This is a genomic window from Streptomyces adustus, from assembly GCF_009377175.1.
Lineage (GTDB): Bacteria > Actinomycetota > Actinomycetes > Streptomycetales > Streptomycetaceae > Streptomyces > Streptomyces adustus.
The window spans coordinates 1-20,785 of record NZ_VJZD01000174.1; the positions used below are offsets into that span (position 1 = coordinate 1).

21 protein-coding genes are annotated in these 20,785 nt (G+C 71.9%); 17 read left to right on the forward strand and 4 right to left on the reverse strand.

The window, feature by feature from the left end; all coding sequences use genetic code 11:
- Positions 1–127 precede the first annotated feature (127 nt).
- Positions 128–763: a DJ-1/PfpI family protein gene (locus FNH09_RS32030; protein WP_152893408.1), complete on the forward strand. Its 636-nt coding sequence runs from the start codon at positions 128–130 to the stop codon at positions 761–763.
- On the opposite strand, the gene FNH09_RS32035 is transcribed toward FNH09_RS32030, so the two are convergent.
- Positions 750–1,499: an enoyl-CoA hydratase/isomerase family protein gene (locus FNH09_RS32035; protein WP_152893409.1), complete on the reverse strand. Its 750-nt coding sequence runs from the start codon at positions 1,497–1,499 to the stop codon at positions 750–752. The genes FNH09_RS32030 and FNH09_RS32035 overlap by 14 nt on opposite strands.
- 269 nt (positions 1,500–1,768) lie before the next feature.
- On the opposite strand from FNH09_RS32035, the gene FNH09_RS32040 reads away from it, so the two are divergent.
- Positions 1,769–2,290 (forward strand): ATP-binding protein, encoded by a 522-nt coding sequence (locus FNH09_RS32040; protein ID WP_152893423.1) that lies wholly within the window; start codon positions 1,769–1,771, stop codon positions 2,288–2,290.
- A gap of 32 nt (positions 2,291–2,322) precedes the next feature.
- Here the strand turns inward: FNH09_RS32040 and idi are convergent, their stop codons facing one another.
- The 3 genes from idi to galE form a co-directional block, all read right to left on the reverse strand.
- Positions 2,323–2,916: an isopentenyl-diphosphate Delta-isomerase gene (gene idi / locus FNH09_RS32045; RefSeq protein ID WP_152893410.1), complete on the reverse strand. Its 594-nt coding sequence runs from the start codon at positions 2,914–2,916 to the stop codon at positions 2,323–2,325.
- A 253-nt stretch (positions 2,917–3,169) separates the two neighbouring features.
- Entirely contained in the window at positions 3,170–4,114 is a 945-nt protein-coding gene (locus tag FNH09_RS32050; RefSeq protein WP_152893411.1) for a cation diffusion facilitator family transporter, read from the reverse strand.
- Positions 4,115–4,283: 169 nt separating this feature from the next.
- Entirely contained in the window at positions 4,284–5,255 is a 972-nt protein-coding gene (gene galE / locus FNH09_RS32055) for a UDP-glucose 4-epimerase GalE (protein WP_152893412.1), read from the reverse strand.
- A 289-nt stretch (positions 5,256–5,544) separates the two neighbouring features.
- On the opposite strand from galE, the gene FNH09_RS32060 reads away from it, so the two are divergent.
- The 15 genes from FNH09_RS32060 to FNH09_RS32125 all read left to right on the forward strand — a co-directional run.
- A complete protein-coding gene (locus FNH09_RS32060; RefSeq protein WP_152893413.1) occupies positions 5,545–7,374 on the forward strand; it encodes a DUF5941 domain-containing protein in 1,830 nt (609 codons plus the stop codon).
- Entirely contained in the window at positions 7,371–8,123 is a 753-nt protein-coding gene (locus FNH09_RS32065) for a phosphocholine cytidylyltransferase family protein (RefSeq protein WP_152893414.1), read from the forward strand. Before FNH09_RS32060 ends, FNH09_RS32065 begins: the two co-directional genes overlap by 4 nt.
- Positions 8,111–9,172, forward strand: a complete 1,062-nt coding sequence (locus tag FNH09_RS32070) for an iron-containing alcohol dehydrogenase (protein ID WP_162469399.1) — start codon at positions 8,111–8,113, stop codon at positions 9,170–9,172. Before FNH09_RS32065 ends, FNH09_RS32070 begins: the two co-directional genes overlap by 13 nt.
- Positions 9,150–9,929 (forward strand): CDP-alcohol phosphatidyltransferase family protein, encoded by a 780-nt coding sequence (locus FNH09_RS32075; RefSeq protein ID WP_152893415.1) that lies wholly within the window; start codon positions 9,150–9,152, stop codon positions 9,927–9,929. The genes FNH09_RS32070 and FNH09_RS32075 overlap by 23 nt, the downstream gene beginning before the upstream one ends.
- Positions 9,926–10,816 (forward strand): glycosyltransferase family 2 protein, encoded by an 891-nt coding sequence (locus FNH09_RS32080; RefSeq protein ID WP_152893416.1) that lies wholly within the window; start codon positions 9,926–9,928, stop codon positions 10,814–10,816. Before FNH09_RS32075 ends, FNH09_RS32080 begins: the two co-directional genes overlap by 4 nt.
- Before the next feature lie 275 nt (positions 10,817–11,091).
- Complete coding sequence (locus FNH09_RS32085; RefSeq protein WP_162469400.1) at positions 11,092–11,871, forward strand: ATP-binding cassette domain-containing protein; 780 nt, start codon at positions 11,092–11,094, stop codon at positions 11,869–11,871.
- Between the two features lie 360 nt (positions 11,872–12,231).
- Positions 12,232–13,134: a squalene synthase HpnC gene (gene hpnC / locus FNH09_RS32090; RefSeq protein WP_162469401.1), complete on the forward strand. Its 903-nt coding sequence runs from the start codon at positions 12,232–12,234 to the stop codon at positions 13,132–13,134.
- On the forward strand, positions 13,131–14,081 hold the full coding sequence (hpnD, locus tag FNH09_RS32095) for a presqualene diphosphate synthase HpnD (RefSeq protein WP_162469402.1): 951 nt from the start codon (positions 13,131–13,133) through the stop codon (positions 14,079–14,081). The genes hpnC and hpnD overlap by 4 nt, the downstream gene beginning before the upstream one ends.
- Before the next feature lie 35 nt (positions 14,082–14,116).
- Positions 14,117–14,221 carry a DUF6380 family protein gene (locus FNH09_RS50300; protein WP_420802794.1) on the forward strand — a complete coding sequence of 35 codons (105 nt, stop codon included), beginning with the start codon at positions 14,117–14,119 and terminating at the stop codon, positions 14,219–14,221.
- Positions 14,218–15,642, forward strand: coding sequence for a hydroxysqualene dehydroxylase HpnE (gene hpnE / locus FNH09_RS32100; protein WP_152893418.1), 1,425 nt, complete (start codon positions 14,218–14,220; stop codon positions 15,640–15,642). Before FNH09_RS50300 ends, hpnE begins: the two co-directional genes overlap by 4 nt.
- Positions 15,642–16,772 (forward strand): polyprenyl synthetase family protein, encoded by a 1,131-nt coding sequence (locus FNH09_RS32105; protein WP_152893419.1) that lies wholly within the window; start codon positions 15,642–15,644, stop codon positions 16,770–16,772. The genes hpnE and FNH09_RS32105 overlap by 1 nt, the downstream gene beginning before the upstream one ends.
- A 116-nt stretch (positions 16,773–16,888) precedes the next feature.
- Positions 16,889–18,880, forward strand: a complete 1,992-nt coding sequence (shc, locus tag FNH09_RS32110; RefSeq protein WP_152893420.1) for a squalene--hopene cyclase — start codon at positions 16,889–16,891, stop codon at positions 18,878–18,880.
- Positions 18,880–19,521, forward strand: coding sequence for a phosphorylase family protein (locus tag FNH09_RS32115; RefSeq protein ID WP_152893421.1), 642 nt, complete (start codon positions 18,880–18,882; stop codon positions 19,519–19,521). The genes shc and FNH09_RS32115 overlap by 1 nt, the downstream gene beginning before the upstream one ends.
- Positions 19,522–19,527: 6 nt before the next feature.
- Positions 19,528–20,550 (forward strand): adenosyl-hopene transferase HpnH, encoded by a 1,023-nt coding sequence (gene hpnH, locus FNH09_RS32120; RefSeq protein WP_152893422.1) that lies wholly within the window; start codon positions 19,528–19,530, stop codon positions 20,548–20,550.
- Positions 20,551–20,554: 4 nt separating this feature from the next.
- Positions 20,555–20,785: flavodoxin-dependent (E)-4-hydroxy-3-methylbut-2-enyl-diphosphate synthase (locus FNH09_RS32125; protein WP_162469403.1), on the forward strand; the 231-nt coding region annotated here is incomplete at its 3' end.

The following is a 20,785-nucleotide window of genomic DNA, read 5'->3' on the forward strand; positions in this document are numbered from 1 at the left end:
CCTCCCGGCCCACGCCACCCGCCGATCGCCCCCGGCCGCTGCCCCCCGGCCGCCGACGCGACCCGAACCCGCCACCGACACGCCCTGGTACCCGTCAGTGCCCGTCCCTCGTCCGAAAGGCCGTCCGATGCAGATCGCCATCGTGCTCTTCGACCGCTTCACCGCCCTCGACGCCGTGGGCCCGTACGAGACGCTCGGCCGTCTGCCGGACGCCGACACCGTCTTCGTGGCCGAACGCACCGGTCCCGTCCGCTCCGACACCGGGAACCTCGCGCTGACCGCCGACCGCACCCTCGCGGACGTGCCGCACCCCGACATCGTGGTGGTCCCCGGCGGGCCGGGGCAGACGCCGCAGATGGACAACGAGGTCCTCCTCGGCTGGCTGCGCACGGCGGACTCGACCAGCACCTGGACGACCTCGGTGTGCACGGGCTCCCTGCTGCTGGCCGCCGCCGGACTGCTCCGGGGCCGTCGCGCGACCTCCCACTGGCTGGCCCTGGAGCACCTGGCGCGGTTCGGCGCCGAGCCCACGGGGGAGCGGGTCGTGTTCGACGGCAAGTACGTCACTGCCGCAGGTGTCTCCTCCGGCATCGACATGGGCCTCACCCTGCTCGGCCGGATCGCCGGCGACGAGCACGCGCAGGCCGTGCAGCTGCTGACCGAGTACGACCCGCAGCCGCCCTACGACGCGGGGTCCCCGCGGAAGGCGCCCGCGCACCTGGTCGAGGAGTTCCGCCGGAACAGCCGGTTCATCCTGACGTAGTCCAGGTGAAGCGCGGCTGTCTGCGCTCCAGGAACGCGGCGACGCCCTCCGCGGTGTCGTCGGCGGCGCGTGCCTGCTCGGCCCAGTGGGCGTCCCGGTCGGTGCGTCCGTCCGCGAACTCCTTCGCCGCGGCCTGGGTGAGCCGGGAGCGCGAGACCAGGACGCGGGTGAACTCGGCGACCCGCTTGCCGAGTCCGCCCGCGGGCAGCACCTCGTCGACCAGGCCCGTCCGCAGCGCCCGTGCCGTGTCGATCAGCTCGCCCGAGAACAGCAGGTACTTGGTGGCGGCCGGACCGATCAGCGACGCCAGCCGCCGGGTCGAGGAGGAGGGGTAGACGATCCCCAGCTTCGCCGGGGTCACCCCGAACAGCGCGTCCTCCTCGGCGAACCGCAGATCGCAGGCCGCCGCGAGCTGCGAGCCACCGCCCACGCAGTGCCCCCGTACCGCCGCGAGCGTCGGCTTGGGGAAGGCGGCCAGCGCCTCCTCGGCGAGCACGGCCAGCCCCTGGGCCTCCGCGGGCGAGCCCTTGAGGGTGGAGATGTCGGCTCCGGCGCAGAAGGTGTCGCCCTCGCCGGTCAGGACCAGGGCCCGTACGTCCGGATCGGCGGCCAGGGTGTCCAGCAGTGGCGGCAGCGCCCGCCACATCGCGGCGGTCATGGCGTTGCGCTTGGCCGGGTGGTGGATGACGACGGTGGCCACCGACTCGGTGACGCGGTGCAGCAGCTGGGGCTCCATGCGGCGGATCGTAGCCGCAGGCCGGACGGGTGCGGTCGGCCGGTCACGGGCCGGGCGCCGACCCCCTTCCGGCAAACCCGTACAACCCGAATAGTTCGTGAAGTTGGCGCGATCGGGACGGGAATCGGACTTTCAATCGATCGAATCGTTCAATGAAAGCCAGAAACGCTCGATAAGCGCTGACTTCTGTTCAGTCCTTCGGTGTGGCGCGTTGCGTTACCAACACTCGACGTGTGGTGACAATCGAGCGCAAGGGTGGCGACCGGACGATGGAGAACCACGGGCGCGGGATGGGCCCACGCCCCGAAGACGCAGCGGAGGGCGTGGTGGGCGAATCCCCCGGACCGAGAGCGCCGGATCCGCTGCCGTACGAGGGTGTGTGGCGGTTCACCGCCCCGGCCCTCGACGCCTCCGTCCCGCAGGCGCGGCACGCCGTGCGGGACCTGCTCCACCGTCAGGGCGTACCGGCCTCCGACGACCTCGTCCAGGGTCTGCTGCTGATCGTCTCGGAGCTGGTGACGAACGCCGTCAAGCACGCGGCGCTCCTGTCGCCGATGCTTGCCGTGGAGGTGGCCGTCGGAGCCGAATGGGTGCGGGTGTCGGTGGAGGACAACCACCCCTATCGCCCGACCGCCCTGGAGGCCGACCACGCCCAGGTGGGCGGCCGCGGGCTGCTGCTGGTCCGTGAGATCACCCTGGAGGCGGGCGGGGTGTGCGACGTCGAGCACACGTCGAGCGGCGGCAAGGTGATCTGGGCCGCCCTGCCGCTCAAGCCCGTCGTGGTGCACTGACCCTCGGCCGTACGCGCCGGCCGGCCGGGAGTTCACCAGCCCGCGGCGATTCCCGTCAGTTCCCGCACCGCGGGCCGCGCGGCGTCCAGCACGGTCATGAACCACGCGGAGAACGTGTCCTTCGCGTGCCGCTCCGCCAGCTCGGCGGGGCTCACGAAGGCGGTCTCGCCGACCTCCTCCGGGTCCGGCCGCAGCGCGGACTGCACCAGGCCGACGAACAGATGGTTGTACTCCTGCTCGACCAGGCCCGAGTCCGGGTCCGGGTGGTTGTAACGGACCGTGCCGGCCTCCGCGAGCAGCGTCGGGGAGACCCCGAGCTCCTCGTACGTCCGCCGGGCCGCGGCCGCGAACGGCGCCTCGCCGGGGTAGGGGTGGCCGCAGCAGGTGTTCGACCACACACCGGGGGAGTGGTACTTGCCCAGCGCCCGCTGCTGGAGCAGCAGTCGGCCCTGCTCGTCGAAGAGGAACACGGAGAACGCGCGATGCAGCTGTCCGGGCGGCTGATGGGCGGCGAGCTTCTCCGCGGTCCCGATCGTCACACCGTTCTCGTCGACCAGTTCCAGCAGAATCGCGTCCGCGGCGCCGTTCGACGCGCTGTGCTTCGCGGTGGCAGGTGTGATCGGCATACCCATCCTTAGCATCGGTCCTCGCGCCCCAAGTCTGCCGTACGAATCCGGCACTCCCGGCACTTCACGGCGCCACCGCATGTCCCGTGCGAGGTACGCGGGCCATGGCCGGCACCGGTCGGACGCCGTGCGGTGGCGCCCGGTAGGTGATCGTGCCCCTCGAGGTGAACGGGGAACCGCCCGTAAGGGGGGCGCACGGACGTCGGGTTGTGGAAGGAACGACGCGCGCGCCCGCCGGACCGCCGTGGCAGCCTCAGTGGCACAGCCGTTCCTCGTGCTCCGCGTGGCCGACCGGCTCCAGCTGGAAGGTGCAGTGCGAGACGTCGAAGTGGTCGCCCAGACAGCCCTGGAGCTCGTGCAGCATCTTCTCGTGGCCGATCGCGTTCAGTACGTCGGAGCGCACCACGACGTGCGCGGACAGCACCGGCATCCCCGAGGTGATCGTCCAGGCGTGCAGGTCGTGGACGTTCTCGACGCCGTCCAGCGCGAGTACGTGGGCCCGTACCTCCGCCATGTCGACGTTCTTCGGGGCGGCCTCCAGCAGCACGTCGAGGGTCTCGCGCAGCAGCTTCACCGTTCGCGGCACGATCATCAGACCGATGGCGAGCGAGGCGATCGGGTCGGCCGCCTGCCAGCCCGTGGTGAGGATGATCACTGCCGAGATCAGCACCGCCACGGACCCCAGCGCGTCGGCCGCCACCTCCAGGAACGCCCCCCGTACGTTCAGGCTGTGCTGCTGGCCGCGCATCAGCAGCAGCAGCGAGACGCAGTTCGCCACCAGACCGATCAGACCGAACACGATCATGAGCCCGCCCGCGGTGTCGGCCGGGGTGAAGAACCGCTGGACCGCCTCGTAGAGGACGTATCCGCCGACGCAGAGCAGCAGCAGGCAGTTGGCGAGCGCGGCGAGGATCTCGGCGCGGGCGTACCCGAAGGTGCGGTGCGGGCTGGCCGGCCGGTTCGCGACATGGATCGCCACCAGGGCCATGCCCAGCCCCAGGGCGTCCGTCGCCATGTGCGCCGCGTCGGCGACCAGCGCGAGGGAGTCGGCGAGCATCCCGCCGACGATCTCCACCACCGTGACGGCGATCGTGATCGACAGGGCCACGCGCAGCCGGCCCCGGTACGCGGCGGCCGCGGTCCCGGTCGTCGGCGCGCCGTGGCCGTGTGCATGACCGTGGTCGTGCCCTGCCCCCATGGGAAACGCCTCCTGTGATCCGCCCGGGACCACAGTCAACTACGGGTGGGGGGTATCGGGCAACGCGGCACTGAACACCGTTGTCATATGCCCTGACCTGCGCAAACGAAGTGCAGGTCAGGGCGGGTCGGGTGCCGTCACGGGTGGCGCGGCGTCTCGGGCGTGGCGCTCAGCGGCCGCGGTGCAGCTGCCATCCCTGCCAGGCCGACTCGACCATCTCGCGCGTCCCGCGCCGGGCCGTCCAGCCGAGCTCGTCCGCGGCCCGGGCCGCCGAGGCGACCGCGCGGGGAGCGTCCCCGGGACGCCGGGGCTCGACGACCGCCGGGCGGCTGTCGCCCGTGACCTCGCCGATGAGCGTCACCAGCTCGCGTACGGAGACGCCCTCGCCGCGGCCGATGTTCACCGTCAGATCGCCCGAGGCCTCCGGCGCCGACAGCCGGCGGGCCGCCGCGAGGTGCGCCTCGGCGAGATCGGCGACGTGGATGTAGTCCCGGACGCAGGTGCCGTCCGGTGTCGGATAGTCGTCGCCGAAGATCCGCGGGGCCTCGTCCCGGGTGAGCCGGTCGAACACCATGGGGACGATGTTGAAGACCCCGGTGTCCGCCAGTTCCGGGGCCGCGGCGCCCGCCACGTTGAAGTAGCGCAGACAGGTCGTCGCGATGCCGTGGGCCCGGCCCGCCGCCCGCACCAGCCACTCCCCGGCGAGCTTGGTCTCGCCGTAGGGGTTCACCGGGGCGCACACGGTGTCCTCCGTGATGAGGTCCACGTCCGGGTTTCCGTAGACGGCCGCGGACGACGAGAACAGGAACCGCCCGACCCCGGCCCCGGCGACCGCCTCCAGCAGCGTGGCGAGACCGCCCAGGTTCTCCTGGTAGTAGCGCGTGGGCTGCGCCACGGACTCCGCGACCTGCTTGCGGGCCGCGAGATGCACCACACCCGTCACCGCGTGCTCGGCGAGGACCCGCTTGAGCAGGTCGTCGTCCCCGGCCGAGCCGTGGACCAGCGGGATGTCCGACGGCAGCCGGGTGGGCACTCCCGCCGACAGGTCGTCCAGTGCCACGACCCGTTCTCCGGCCTCGGCCATGGCCCGTGCCACATGCGCCCCGATGTATCCGGCTCCGCCGGTGATCAGCCATGTCATGGTCGCCCACCCTATGCCGGACGGCGCGGTCCCCGGGGGTGTCCGCCGGGTGCGCCGTGCAGGCCGCGGGTTTGTCGGCCGGGCCGCCCATCACCCATGATGATCTCGGCAGAGGAAGGCAAAGGCCGGAACAGACTACGCTGATCGGATCATGAACGGGCGATGAACACGCCTCCAGCGACATCGGATAGCCTCTGCCGACATGCCGCCCGCCCGGAGCAGCCGAGCGGCGCCCCCATCGTGCACATGACCGGCGCCGTCGCGTCGGTTCCCAGGGAGATGAGTTCGGTTGTCGACCGCCATCCTCACCGGCCAACCGGTCCCCGGATCGTCGATCGAGACCGATCTGCGGTCACTGGGCTTCGACGTCCGGATCGCCGACGGCGCCGCCGACGTCGGGCCCCTGCTCGCCCAGGTTCCGGGTGAGCAGCGGGTCGCCGTCGTCGACGCGCGTTTCGTGGGCCATCCGCACGCGCTGCGGCTCGGCCTCACCGACCCCCGCTTCCCGCTCGCCGCGGTGCCCGGCGCCGTGACCGCGCAGCCCGCGGCCCGCTCGGTGCTGACCGGCGCCGTCGACCGGGAGTACGCCACGACGGCACCTGCCCTCGACGCCCTCGACGGCAGTCCGGCCGGCGCCCCCGGCGACCACTTCGTCGACCGCGTGGTGACCGCCCTGGAGGCGCAGGGCGCCGACGTGCGGCGCCCCGAGCTCGGCAGCCTGGTCGCCACGGTCCCCGACGACCCGCAGACCCGCAACGAGGCACGGCAGGCCGTCGCCGCCGTCGACGACGAGGCCGTACGCCTGAAGTCGGCCGTGAAGGCCCGCGACGGCTTCTTCACCACCTTCTGCATCAGCCCGTACTCGCGCTACATCGCCCGCTGGTGCGCCCGCCGCGGCCTGACCCCGAACCAGGTCACCACCGCCTCCCTGCTCACCGCGCTGATCGCGGCGGGCAGCGCGGCCACCGGAACCCGGGCCGGGTTCGTCGCGGCCGGCGTCCTGCTGATCGCGTCGTTCGTGCTGGACTGCACCGACGGCCAGCTCGCCCGCTACTCGCTCCAGTACTCCACGCTCGGCGCCTGGCTGGACGCCACCTTCGACCGCGCCAAGGAGTACGCGTACTACGCCGGTCTCGCCCTGGGCGCGGCCCGTGGCGGCGACGACGTCTGGGCCCTCGCCCTGGGCGCCATGGTGCTCCAGACCTGCCGGCACGTCGTGGACTTCTCCTTCAACGAGGCCAACCACGACGCCGACGCCAACACCAGCCCCACCGCGGCCCTCTCCGACCGGCTCGACAGCGTCGGCTGGACGGTCTGGCTGCGCCGGATGATAGTGCTGCCCATCGGCGAACGATGGGCCATGATCGCCGTCCTCACGGCACTGACGACCCCCCGCATCACCTTCTACGCGCTGCTGATCGGCTGCGCGTTCGCGGCGACGTACACCACGGCCGGCCGGGTGCTGCGCTCGGTGACCCGCAAGGCGAGGCGGACCGACCGGGCCGCGCGGGCGCTGGCCGACCTCGCGGACAGCGGACCCCTGGTGGAGCTGCTGCTGCGCACCGCGCGCGGTACCTACCGGCGCTCCGGGGTCTACGCCGCCGCGGCCGGCAGTGTCCTGGTGGCGGGCTCGGCGCTGCTGTGGGGAGCCGGCTGGCAGACCGTCCTGTGTGCTCTCGGTTACGTCCTGCTGTCCGCCGCCGCCGTCCAGCGCCCCCTCAAGGGCGCCCTCGACTGGCTGGTCCCCCCGCTGTTCCGGGCCGCCGAGTACGGCACCGTCCTGGTACTGGCGGCCAAAGCCGATGTGAACGGGGTGCTTCCGGCGGCTTTCGGGCTGGTGGCCGCCGTCGCCTACCATCACTACGACACGGTGTACCGCATCCGCGGTGACGCCGGCGCGCCCCCGGCCTGGCTGGTGCGCGCGATCGGGGGGCACGAAGGCCGGACGCTGCTGGTGACCGTTCTGGCCCTGGCACTGACCGCCTCGCAGTTCGGGGTCGCGCTCACGGTCCTCGCCGTGGCCGTCGCCCTGGTGGTGCTCTTCGAGAGCATCCGCTTCTGGGTGTCCGCCCATCAGGGCGGCGCACCCGCCGTACACGATGAAGGAGAACCCGCATGATCGGCCTCGTGCTGGCGGCCGGCGCCGGACGGCGTCTGCGCCCCTACACCGACAGCCTTCCCAAGGCTCTGGTGCCGGTGGGGCCCGCGGGCATAGAGGGCGAACCCACGGTTCTGGACCTCACCCTCGGCAACTTCGCCGAGATCGGTCTGACCGAGGTCGCGATCATCGTCGGCTACCGCAAGGAGGCCGTGTACGAGCGCAAGGCGGCCCTGGAGCAGAAGTACGGCCTGAAGCTCACCCTCATCGACAACGACAAGGCCGAGGAGTGGAACAACGCCTACTCCCTGTGGTGCGGCCGTGACGCCCTCAAGGACGGGGTGATCCTCGCCAACGGCGACACCGTCCACCCGGTCTCCGTGGAGAAGACGCTGCTCGCCGCGCGCGGCGAGGGCAAGAAGATCATCCTCGCCGTGGACACCGTGAAGTCGCTGGCCGACGAGGAGATGAAGGTCGTCGTCGACGCCGAGCGCGGCATGACGAAGATCACCAAGCTGATGGACCCCGCGGAGGCGAGCGGCGAGTACATCGGCGTCACCCTCATCGAGGGCGACGCCGCCCCCGAGCTCGCGGACGCCCTGAAGACGGTGTGGGAGACCGACCCGCAGCAGTTCTACGAGCACGGCTACCAGGAGCTCGTCGACCGCGGCTTCCGCATCGACGTGGCACCGATCGGCGAGGTCAGCTGGGTCGAGATCGACAACCACGACGATCTCGCCAGGGGACGGGAGATCGCGTGCCGGTACTGACACGGCTGATCCCCTCGCCGGTCGTCGTGGACATCCGCCCGGGTGCCCTCGACGACCTGGGCTGTGTGCTCGCCGACGAGCGCATCTCGCACTCCGGCCGGCTCGCCGTCGCCGTCAGCGGCGGCTCGGGGGCCAGGCTGCGCGAACGCGTCGCCCCCTCGCTGCCCGGTGCCACCTGGTACGAGGTCGGCGGGGGCACGCTCGACGACGCGATCCGGCTGGCCGGCGAGATCAAGGCCAGCCGCTACGACGCGGTCGTGGGCCTCGGCGGCGGCAAGATCATCGACTGCGCCAAGTTCGCCGCGGCGCGCGTCGGCCTCCCGCTGGTCGCCGTCCCGACGAACCTCGCGCACGACGGCCTGTGCTCGCCGGTCGCCACCCTCGACAACGACGCGGGCCGCGGCTCCTACGGGGTGCCGAACCCGATCGCGGTCGTCATCGACCTCGACGTCATCCGCGAGGCCCCGGTCCGCTTCGTCCGGGCCGGGATCGGCGACGCCGTCTCCAACATCTCGGCCATCGCGGACTGGGAGCTCGCCCACCGCGTCAAGGGCGAGAAGATCGACGGTCTGGCCGCCGCCATGGCCCGCCAGGCCGGCGAGGCGGTGCTGCGCCACCCCGGCGGCATCGGCGACAACGGCTTCCTCCAGGTGCTGGCCGAGTCGCTGGTCCTCAGCGGTATCGCGATGTCGGTGTCGGGCGACTCCCGTCCGTCCTCCGGCGCGTGCCACGAGATCAACCACGCGTTCGACCTGCTGTTCCCCCAGCGCGCGGCCGCCCACGGCGAGCAGTGCGGACTGGGCGCGGCCTTCGCGATGTACCTGCGCGGCGCGCACGAGGAGTCGGCCTACATGGCCGAGGTACTGCGCCGGCACGGGCTGCCGGTGCTGCCGGAGGAGATCGGCTTCAGCACGGACGAGTTCGTCCGGGTCGTCGAGTTCGCCCCCGAGACCCGGCCCGGCCGCTACACGATCCTCGAACACCTCGACCTCAAGACCGACCAGATCAAGGACATCTACACCGACTATGTCAAGGCCATCGGTAGCTGAACTCCGTCCGGTCGTCCATCCCGAAGGGGTGAAGGACCGGCGCAGCGGTGAGCACTGGATGGGGCGCCTCTACATGCGCGAGGTGTCCCTGCGGGTCGACCGCTACCTGGTGAACACCAGGGTCACGCCCAACCAGCTCACGTACCTGATGACCGTCTTCGGCGTGCTCGCGGCCCCGGCGCTGCTGGTGCCGGGGATCTGGGGCGCCGTGCTCGGCGTGGTCTGCGTGCAGATGTATCTGCTGCTGGACTGCGTCGACGGCGAGATCGCGCGCTGGAAGAAGCAGTACTCGCTCGGCGGGGTCTACCTCGACCGGGTGGGCGCCTATCTGACCGACGCCGCGGTGCTGGTCGGCTTCGGCCTGCGCGCCGCCGATCTCTGGGGTTCCGGGCGGATCGACTGGCTCTGGGCCTTCCTCGGCACCCTGGCCGCCCTCGGCGCGATCCTGATCAAGGCCGAGACCGACCTCGTCGGCGTCGCCCGCCACCAGGGCGGGCTGCCGCCCGTCAAGGAGGCGGCCGCCGAGCCGCGCTCCTCGGGCATGGCACTGGCCCGCCGGGCCGCGGCCGCGCTGAAGTTCCACCGCCTGATCCTCGGCATCGAGGCGTCCCTGCTGATCCTGGTCCTGGCGGTGCTGGACCAGGTGCGCGGCGACCTGTACTTCTCCCGGCTCGGTGTCGCGGTGCTGGCGGGCATCGCGCTGCTCCAGACCGTGCTGCACCTGGTGTCCGTCCTCGCGTCGAGCAGGCTGCGATGAGCGGCCTGAAGGTCGGCGCGGTCGTCATCACCATGGGCAACCGGCCCGACGAGCTCAAGGCCCTGATCGACTCGGTCGCCAAGCAGGAGGGCGACCTCGTCGAGGTCGTCGTCGTCGGCAACGGCTCGCCGGTGCCGGACGTGGGCGAATGCACGTCGGCCGTGCGCACCGTGGAGCTCCCCGAGAACCTCGGCATCCCCGGCGGCCGCAACATAGGCATCGAGGCCTTCGGCCCGGCCGGTCGCGACGTCGACATACTGCTGTTCCTCGACGACGACGGTCTGCTCGCCCAGCACGACACCGCCGAGCTGTGCCGGCAGGCCTTCGCGGCCGACCCCGAGCTCGGCATCATCAGCTTCCGGATCGCCGACCCGGACACCGGCGTCACCCAGCGCCGGCACGTGCCGCGGCTGCGCGCCGCCGACCCGATGCGCTCCTCCCGGGTCACCACCTTCCTCGGCGGCGCCAACGCGGTCCGTACGAAGGTCTTCGCCGAGGTCGGCGGGCTGCCGGACGAGTTCTTCTACGCGCACGAGGAGACCGACCTGGCGTGGCGGGCCCTCGACGCGGGCTGGATGATCGACTACCGGTCCGACATGGTGCTCCTCCATCCGACGACCGCGCCCTCGCGGCACGCCGTCTACCACCGGATGGTCGCGCGCAACCGGGTCTGGCTGGCCCGCCGCAACCTGCCCGCGCCCCTGGTCCCGGTCTACCTCGGCGTCTGGCTGCTGCTGACGCTGCTGCGCCGCCCCTCGCGGCCGGCCCTGAAGGCCTGGTTCGGCGGATTCAGGGAAGGCTGGACCACATCCTGCGGACCCCGTCGCCCCATGAGGTGGCGTACGGTGTGGCGGCTGACCCGGTTGGGCCGGCCCCCGGTCATCTGACAAGCTCGTTCCTGACAGCGGGCGGACCGTACGACGGTCCGGGTGCGTGCCGGGCACATACAGGCTGAGCACCCCGAGGACGAGAGTTTTCCTGGTGACTGAGACAACGTATGACGGCGCAGTCGCGGTGAGCGCGGCTGCGCCGCCCGGCGAGCACGGCACGGCGGCGCGGTCCGCCGCGAGGCAGGGGCTGTCCGCCGTCGGCGGGCTCGGCCGCCGCCGGCCCGCGGAGGACGGGCCAGATCGCTTCCGGCCTGCGGAAGAGGGGTACGGCCGTGGCTGAGCAGGAGCGCCGGGACGACCGGCCCACCGTGATCGCGGACGACGTGCACATCGTGTACCGGGTCAGCGGCGCCAAGTCCGGCAAGGGCAGCGCCACCGCCGCGCTCAGCCGCATCGTCAAGCGCGGCGAGGCGCGCGGGGTGCGCAAGGTGCACGCCGTACGGGGCGTCTCCTTCGTCGCCTACCGGGGCGAGGCCATCGGTCTGATCGGCTCGAACGGCTCCGGCAAGTCGACCCTGCTGCGGGCCATCGCCGGTCTGTTGCCGCCCGAGAGCGGCCGGGTCTACACCGACGGCCAGCCGTCCCTGCTCGGCGTCAACGCAGCCCTGATGGGCGACCTCACGGGCGAGCGGAACGTCATCCTGGGCGGTCTCGCCATGGGCATGTCCCGCGAGGAGATCAAGGAGCGCTACCAGTCGATCGTCGACTTCTCCGGCATCAACGAGAAGGGCGACTTCATCAGCCTGCCGATGCGCACCTACTCCTCCGGCATGGGCGCCCGGCTGCGCTTCGCCATCGCCGCCGCCAAGGACCACGACGTCCTGATGATCGACGAGGCGCTGGCCACCGGCGACCGCAAGTTCCAGCGGCGCTCCGAGGAACGCATCCGCGAGCTGCGCCAGGAGGCCGGCACGGTGTTCCTGGTCAGCCACAGCAACGGTTCCATCCGCGACACCTGCACCCGCGTGCTGTGGCTGGAACGCGGCGAGCTGCGGATGGACGGACCGACCGACGAGGTCCTCAAGGAGTACGAGAAGTTCACGGGCAAGTAGCGCGTGTCGCCCGGGGCCCCGCCGGAACTGCTCCGGCGGGGCCCCGCGTCTGCAAAGGAAACGTCAACTCCGGCCCGGCGCAGGAATCTTGACGCCAATCGGTGTGTTGTTGTGATGTGCAGGACACCCCCGAGAACCTCACTGCGTTGTACAACGTAAGCTGTACAGGTCCCGAAACACGGCAAGTGGGGCGATAATGCGCGACAGCCTCCGTACGGGCGGCCGCGCGGACGGCCGGGCGGCGTGTCCGAAATAGTATGCATGGGGTCGTCGGTGTAGAACGGGAGATGTGACGGCAATGGCTACGGAAACTCCCCAGCTCAGCGCTGCATGTGCCGTCTTTGCCCGGGGTAGTCGGCGGTGACGGGAACCGATACGGCCCGCACCGGGGACCCGGAGCGCGGCACGCTCGACAAGGCCGCGGGCGAGAACTTCCCCGTGGCCCCCTTCTTCCTGCCCAGGGCCTGGCGCACCGACCTCATGGCCGTCTACGGCTTCGCCCGGCTCGTCGACGACATCGGCGACGGCGATCTCGCGCCCGGCGGCGCGGACGCCCGGCTGCTCGGCGTGTCGGCCGAGGCGGCCGAGGACCGGCTCGTCCTGCTGGACGCCTTCGAGGCCGACCTCCGCCGGGTCTTCGACGCCACCCCGCGCCACCCCCTGCTGCGCCGTCTCCAGCCGACCGTCCGCCGCCACGCGCTGACCCCCGAGCCGTTCCTCGGCCTGATCGCCGCCAACCGCCAGGACCAGCTCGTCCGCCGCTACGAGACCTACGACGACCTGCTCGCCTACTGCGAGCTGTCCGCCAACCCCGTCGGACGCCTCGTCCTGGCCGTCACCGGCACCTCGACCCCCGAGCGGATCCGCCGCTCCGACGCGATCTGCACGGCGCTCCAGATCGTCGAGCACCTCCAGGACGTGACCGAGGACCTCGGCCGCGACCGCATCTACCTGCCCGCACAGGACATGAAGCGCTTTCACGTCCGGGAGGCGGATCTCGCCACGGCCACCGCGGGCGCATCGGTGCGCGCGCTGGTCGCATACGAAGCACAACGCGCCCGCGATCTCCTGAATGAAGGCGCCCCTCTGGTGGGTAGCGTCCACGGAAGGTTGAGGTTGCTGCTCGCGGGGTTCGTGGCGGGGGGAAGGGCGGCGGTCCGAGCGATCGCCGCCGCCGAATACGACGTACTTCCCGGCCCGCCCAAGCCCGGCAAGCTCCAGCTGCTGCGCGAGGCGGGCGTGACTCTGCGAGGAGAGAGGTGATCCGGACCGTGGAGTCGGAACAGCACGTGTCCGCACCGGTACTCGCCGCCTACAGCTACTGCGAGGCAGTGACCGGACAGCAGGCGCGCAACTTCGCCTACGGCATCAGGCTGCTGCCGACGCCCAAGCGCCGTGCCATGTCGGCGCTGTACGCGTTCTCGCGCCGTGTCGACGACATCGGCGACGGCTCGCTGGCCGACGACGTCAAGGTGGCCCGCCTGGAGGACACCCGGGCGCTGCTGACCCGGATCCGCGAGGGTGCGGTCGAGGACGACGACACCGACCCGGTGGCCGTCGCCCTGACCCACGCCGCCGCGGCCTTCCCGATCCCGCTGGGCGGCCTGGACGAGCTGATCGACGGCGTGCAGATGGACGTGCGCGGCGAGACCTACGAGACCTGGGACGACCTCAAGGTCTACTGCCGGTGTGTGGCCGGCGCGATCGGCCGGCTCTCCCTCGGGGTGTTCGGCACCGAGCCGGGTGCCCGGGGCGCCGAGCGCGCGGCGGAGTACGCCGACACGCTCGGGCTCGCGCTGCAACTCACCAACATCCTCCGCGACGTCCGCGAGGACGCCGAGGGCGGCCGCACCTATCTGCCCGCCGACGACCTCGCGAAGTTCGGCTGCTCGGCCGGGTTCGACGGTCCCACACCGCCCGAGGGCTCCGACTTCGCGGGCCTCGTGCACTTCGAGGTGCGCCGGGCGCGCGCCCTGTTCGCCGAGGGCTACGGGCTGCTGCCCATGCTCGACCGGCGCAGCGGCGCCTGCGTGGCCGCGATGGCGGGCATCTACCGGCGCCTGCTCGACCGCATCGAGCGCGACCCGGGGGCCGTGCTGCGCGGCCGGGTCTCGCTGCCCGGACGGGAGAAGGCCTACGTCGCCGTACGCGGACTGTCCGGGCTCGACACCCGGCACGTGTCCCGGCGGACCCTCAGGAGGCGCGCCTGATGGGCACGGTGGGCGAAGGCGACTCCGCCGGAAGAATGCGGCACGCAACCCTCCGGTCGGGGGCGGCGTCCCTGACTGCAACGGCCTGTCGTGCACGGTTCCACCGGCACGACGGGACCGCAGGGGAGGGTGCACGATGAGCGACGCACAGCGGTCCGGGCCGCCCGCGGACGCCGGATCGGCGACCGGGCGGGACGCCGTCGTGGTCGGTGGCGGACTGGCCGGGGTCACCGCCGCCCTCGCCCTCGCCGACGCGGGCGTGCGCGTCACCCTGCTGGAGGGCCGGCCCCGGCTCGGCGGCCTCGCCTTCTCGTTCCAGCGCGGCGACCTGACCGTCGACAACGGACAGCACGTCTTCCTGCGCTGCTGCACCGCCTACCGGTGGTTCCTGGAGCGCATCGAGGGGACCGCGCTGGCACCCTTGCAGGATCGTCTCGACGTGCCCGTTCTCGACCTGGACCGGCCCGCGGGCCGCCGTCTGGGCAGACTCCGGCGCGACGCGCTGCCGGTGCCCCTGCATCTCGGACGCAGCCTGGCGACGTATCCGCATCTCTCGCTCGCCGAGCGGGCCCGGGTCGGCCGTGCCGCACTCGCGCTCAAGGGACTCGACCTCGCCGATCCCGCCCTGGACGACCAGGACTTCGGGACCTGGCTGGCCGCGCACGGTCAGTCGGCGCGCGCCGTCGAGGCACTGTGGGACCTGGTGGGGGTCGCCACCCTCAACGCGGTGGCCCAGGACGCGTCCCTCGGGCTCGCCGCGATGGTGTTCAAGACCGGTCTGCTGTCCGACCCGGGCGCCGCCGACATCGGCTGGGCGCATGTCCCGCTGGGCGAACTGCACGACCGCCTCGCCCGCAAGGCGCTCGACTCCGCGGGCGTCCGTACCGAGGTCCGTACACGCGTCACCTCCGTCTCCCAGAACGAAAACGGGCGGTGGAGCGTTCAGGTTCCCGGCGAGACGCTGGAGGCCGACGCGGTCGTGCTCGCCACCGCCCAGCGCGAGGCCCACGACCTGCTGCCGCACGGCGCCCTCGACGACCCCGGCCGGCTGCTGGAGATCGGCACCGCGCCGATCCTCAACATCCACGTCGTGTACGACCGCAAGGTGCTCGACACCCCCTTCTTCGCGGCCCTCGGCACCCCGGTGCAGTGGGTCTTCGACCGTACGGCCGCCTCCGGGCTGCGCGAGGGCCAGTACCTCGCGCTCTCCCAGTCGGCCGCGCAGGACGACATCGACGCGCCCGTCGCCGCCCTGCGCGAGCGCTACCTGCCCGAGCTGGAGCGGCTGCTGCCCGGCACCCGGACGGCAGGCGTACGGGACTTCTTCGTCACCCGGGAGCGCACGGCCACGTTCGCCCCCACCCCCGGCGTCGGGCGGCTGCGCCCCGGCGCCCGTACCCAAGCCCCCGGCCTCTATCTGGCCGGCGCGTGGACCGCCACCGGGTGGCCCGCGACCATGGAGAGTGCGGTCCGCAGCGGTGTGAGTGCGGCGGACGCCGCGCTCAGCGCCCTGGGACGGCCCCGCCCCCACCACCTCTTCGCTGTCGAGGAGGCGGCCTGATGCTCGATCAGCACGGCCCGGCAGGCCCCCGCACCCCTGGCACCGCAACAAGAGGAGAAACTGTGTCCACTGTGCCCCCGGCCTCGACGGCTGCCGACGCGGTGGACGTGACCGCGCTCCTGGAGCGCGGCCGAACCCTGGCCACACCGGTGCTGCGCGCGGCCGTCGACCGCCTGGCGCCGCCCATGGACACCGTCTCGGCCTACCACTTCGGCTGGATCGACGCCCAGGGCAACCCCACGGAGGGCGACGGCGGCAAGGCCGTACGTCCCGCGCTGGCCGTGCTCTCCGCCGAGGTCACCGGAGCCGCTCCCGAGGTCGGCGTGCCCGGCGCGGTGGCCGTGGAACTCGTCCACAACTTCTCGCTCCTGCACGACGACCTCATGGACGGCGACGAGCAGCGCCGCCACCGCGACACCGTCTGGAAGGTGCACGGCCCCGCGCAGGCGATCCTCGTCGGCGACGCCCTGTTCGCCCTCGCCAATGAGGTCCTGCTGGAGCTCGGCACGGTCGAGGCCGGCCGGGCCACCCGCCGCCTGACCGCCGCCAGCCGCGCCCTGATCGACGGCCAGGCCCAGGACATCTCCTACGAGCACCGCGACCGCGTCAGCGTCGAGGAGTGCCTGGAGATGGAGGGCAACAAGACCGGCGCCCTGCTGGCCTGCGCCAGCTCCATCGGCGCGGTGCTCGGCGGCGCGGACGACCGCACCGCCGACACCCTGGAGCGCTACGGCTACCACCTCGGCCTGGCCTTCCAGGCCGTCGACGACCTCCTCGGCATCTGGGGCGACCCGGAGTCCACCGGCAAGCAGACCTGGAGCGACCTGCGCCAGCGCAAGAAGTCCCTGCCGGTGGTGGCCGCCCTCGCGGCGGGCGGATCCGCCTCGACGCGGCTGGGCGAGATCCTCGCCGCCGACGCCAAGAGCAGCGACTTCGCGAACTTCTCCGAGGAGGAGTTCGCGGCCCGCGCCGCTCTGATCGAGGAGGCCGGCGGCCGCGAGTGGACCGCCGAGGAGGCGCGCCGACAGCACGCCATCGCCATCGAGGCGCTGAACGCCGTCGACATGCCCGAGCAGGTGCGGGCCCGGTTCACGGCGCTCGCCGACTTCGTCGTCGTACGAAAGAGATGATCACTATCGGTCGAATAGCCCTCGCGTAGTCGCCGGCCGGTGTCGCGGGTAGTGGCACACCGGCCGACGGCGGACCCACAGCAGCACGACTCGTACGACTGCACGAAGGGGAAGCCATGACAGCGACGACCGACGGAAGTCCCGGGGCCCTGCCGCCTCGTGCTGCCGCGGCCAGCGAAACCGACATCACCATCCCCGCGGCGGCCGGGGTACAAGAAGCCGCCGAAGGCGCCGCGCGGCGCGCCACCGACTTCCTGCTCGCCAGGCAGGACGCCGAGGGCTGGTGGAAGGGCGACCTCGAGACCAACGTCACGATGGACGCCGAGGATCTGCTGCTGCGTCAGTTCCTCGGCATCGAAGACGAGTTGACGACCAAGGCGGCCGGGCTCTTCATCCGGGGCGAGCAGCGCGAGGACGGCACCTGGGCCGGCTTCTACGGCGGTCCGGGCGAACTCTCCACCACCATCGAGGCGTACGTCGCCCTGCGGCTGGCCGGGGACGCCCCCGACGAACCGCACATGGCGAAGGCGTCGGCCTGGATCCGCGACCGGGGCGGCATCGCCGCCGCCCGCGTCTTCACCCGGATCTGGCTCGCCCTGTTCGGCTGGTGGAAGTGGGAGGACCTGCCCGAACTCCCGCCGGAGATCATCTACTTCCCCAAGTGGGTCCCGCTCAACATCTACGACTTCGGCTGCTGGGCCCGGCAGACCATCGTCCCGCTGACGATCGTCTCCGCGAAGCGCCCGGTGCGCCCGGCGCCCTTCCCGCTCGACGAACTGCACACCGACCCCGCCCGGCCCAACCCGGGCGGACCGCTGGCCCCGGTGACGAGCTGGGACGGCGCCTTCCAGCGGCTCGACAAGGCCCTGCACGCGCTGCGCAGGGTCGCGCCGCGCAGGCTGCGCCGGGCGGCACTGAACTCGGCGGCCCGCTGGATCGTCGAACGGCAGGAGAACGACGGCTGCTGGGGCGGTATCCAGCCGCCGGCCGTGTACTCGGTCATCGCGCTGTACCTGCTCGGCTACGACCTCGAACACCCCGTGATGCGCGCGGGCCTTCAGTCGCTGGACCGGTTCGCCGTCTGGCGCGAGGACGGCGCCCGGATGATCGAGGCCTGCCAGTCCCCGGTGTGGGACACCTGCCTGGCGGCCATCGCGCTCGCCGACGCCGGGCTCCCCGCCGACCATCCGCAACTCGTCAAGGCCGCCGACTGGATGCTCGGCGAACAGGTCGTGCGGCCCGGCGACTGGTCGGTCAAGCGGCCCGGACTCCCGCCGGGCGGCTGGGCGTTCGAGTTCCACAACGACAACTACCCCGACATGGACGACACCGCCGAGGTCGTCCTCGCGCTGCGCCGGATCAGTCACCACGACCCCGAGCGGGTCGAGAAGGCGATCGGACGCGGGGTGCGCTGGAACCTCGGGATGCAGTCCAAGAACGGTGCCTGGGGCGCCTTCGACGTCGACAACACCAGCCCGTTCCCCAACCGGCTGCCGTTCTGCGACTTCGGCGAGGTCGTCGACCCGCCGTCGGCGGACGTCACCGCGCACGTCGTCGAGATGCTCGCGGTCGAGGGCCTCGCCCACGACCCGCGCACCCGGCGAGGCATCCAGTGGCTGCTGGCCGCACAGGAGCCGAACGGCTCGTGGTTCGGACGCTGGGGCGTCAACTACGTCTACGGCACCGGCTCGGTGGTGCCCGCGCTGACCGCGGCCGGCCTGCCCGCCTCGCACCCGGCGATCCGCCGGGCCGTCCGCTGGCTGGAGTCGGTCCAGAACGACGACGGCGGCTGGGGCGAGGACCTGCGCTCCTACCAGGACAGCAGGGAGTGGAGCGGCAAGGGCGTCTCCACCGCCTCGCAGACCGCGTGGGCGCTGCTCGCGCTGCTGGCGGCGGGGGAGCGCGACTCCAAGGCCGTGGAACGCGCCGTCGGGTGGCTCGTGTCCACCCAGCGGGCGGACGGCTCCTGGGACGAGCCGTACTTCACCGGCACCGGCTTCCCCTGGGACTTCTCCATCAACTACCACCTCTACCGGCAGGTGTTCCCGCTCACCGCGCTCGGCCGGTACCTGCACGGCGAACCCTTCTCCGAGGCCAAGGGGGGCTGATGAGCGCCAAGCCCGTCCCGGCCCCGCTGCTGATCGCCTGCGCGCTCGGCATCGAGCACCTCGCGCTGCGCACGAGCGACCGCAGCGGCGCGGACGGCCCGGTCACCGTGCTGCGTACGGGCATGGGGCCCAGGGCGGCCGAACGCTCGGTGACCCGGGTGCTGGCCGAGGCGCCGCTGACCGAGGCCGCCGTGCTGGCCACCGGCTTCTGCGCGGGGCTCGCCCCGGGGATGCACCCCGGTGACCTGGTGGTCGCCGAGGAGACCCGGGACCCGCGCGGAAACGTTCCGTGCGTGGGGACCGAACTGCTCGTCAAGGAACTGGTGCGCACCCTGCCCGGACGCACCGTCCACACCGGGCCGCTCATCGGCTCCGACCACGTCGTGCGCGGGCCGGAGCGATCCGCGCTGCTCGCCACCGGCGCGATCGCGGTCGACATGGAGTCGGCCGCCACGCTCCTGAGCGCCGTACGGGCGGGCGAGCGCCCGGTTGCGGCCGTACGGGTGGTCGTGGACGCCCCCGAACATGAACTCGTCCGGATCGGCACCGTACGCGGAGGAATATCGGCCTTCCGCGTTCTTCGCTCCGTACTTCCCGCATTTTTCGAATGGCACCGTTCTTTGCTGCTCCCCCGGAGGTGAGCCCAGATGGCCATGCCGCTGCGTCAGTCCATCAAGGTCGCTACATACCTGGCCGAACAGAAGCTCCGCAAGCGGGACAAGTTCCCACTCATCGTGGAGCTGGAACCGCTCTTCGCGTGCAACCTGAAGTGCGAGGGCTGTGGCAAGATCCAGCATCCGGCAGGCGTCCTCAAGCAGCGGATGCCGGTCGCGCAGGCCGTCGGAGCGGTGCTCGAATCGGGTGCCCCCATGGTGTCCATCGCCGGCGGCGAGCCCCTGATGCACCCTCAGATCGACGAGATCGTGCGCCAGTTGGTGGCCCGGCGGAAGTACGTCTTCCTCTGCACCAACGCGATGCTGCTGCGCAAGAAGATGGAGAAGTTCACCCCCTCGCCCTACTTCGCCTTCGCCGTGCACATCGACGGACTGCGCGAGCGGCACGACGAGTCGGTCGCCAAGGAAGGCGTGTTCGACGAGGCCGTGGCGGCCATCAAGGAGGCCAAGAAGCGCGGCTTCCGGGTGACCACCAACTCGACCTTCTTCAACACCGACACCCCGCAGACCATCATCGAGGTGCTCAACTTCCTCAACGACGACCTCAAGGTCGACGAGATGATGATCTCGCCCGCCTACGCCTACGAGAAGGCACCCGACCAGGAGCACTTCCTGGGCGTGGAGCAGACCCGCGAGCTGTTCAAGAAGGCCTTCGCGGGCGGCAACCGGCGCAAGTGGCGGCTCAACCACTCCCCGCTCTTCCTGGACTTCCTGGAGGGCAAGGTCGACTTCCCGTGCACCGCCTGGGCGATCCCGAACTACTCGCTGTTCGGCTGGCAGCGCCCCTGCTACCTGATGAGCGACGGGTACGTGCCGACGTACCGCGAGCTGATCGAGGAGACCGACTGGGACAAGTACGGCCGCGGCAAGGACCCGCGCTGCGCCAACTGCATGGCGCACTGCGGCTACGAGCCCACCGCCGTCCTCGCCACCATGGGATCGCTCAAGGAGTCGTTGCGCGCCATGCGCGAGACGGTCTCCGGGAACCGCGAGTGACGTCATGACGGCCATCTCCTTGGGCGTACCCGAGGTGCCGGCCCGGTCGATCGCCCCGCGGCGCGCGTCGCGGCGGATCGACGTCGGGCCGGTGGCCGTCGGGGGCGGCGCGCCGGTGTCGGTGCAGTCGATGACGACGACGCGGACGTCGGACATCGGGGCGACGTTGCAGCAGATCGCGGAGCTGACGGCGTCGGGCTGTCAGATCGTGCGGGTGGCGTGTCCGACGCAGGAC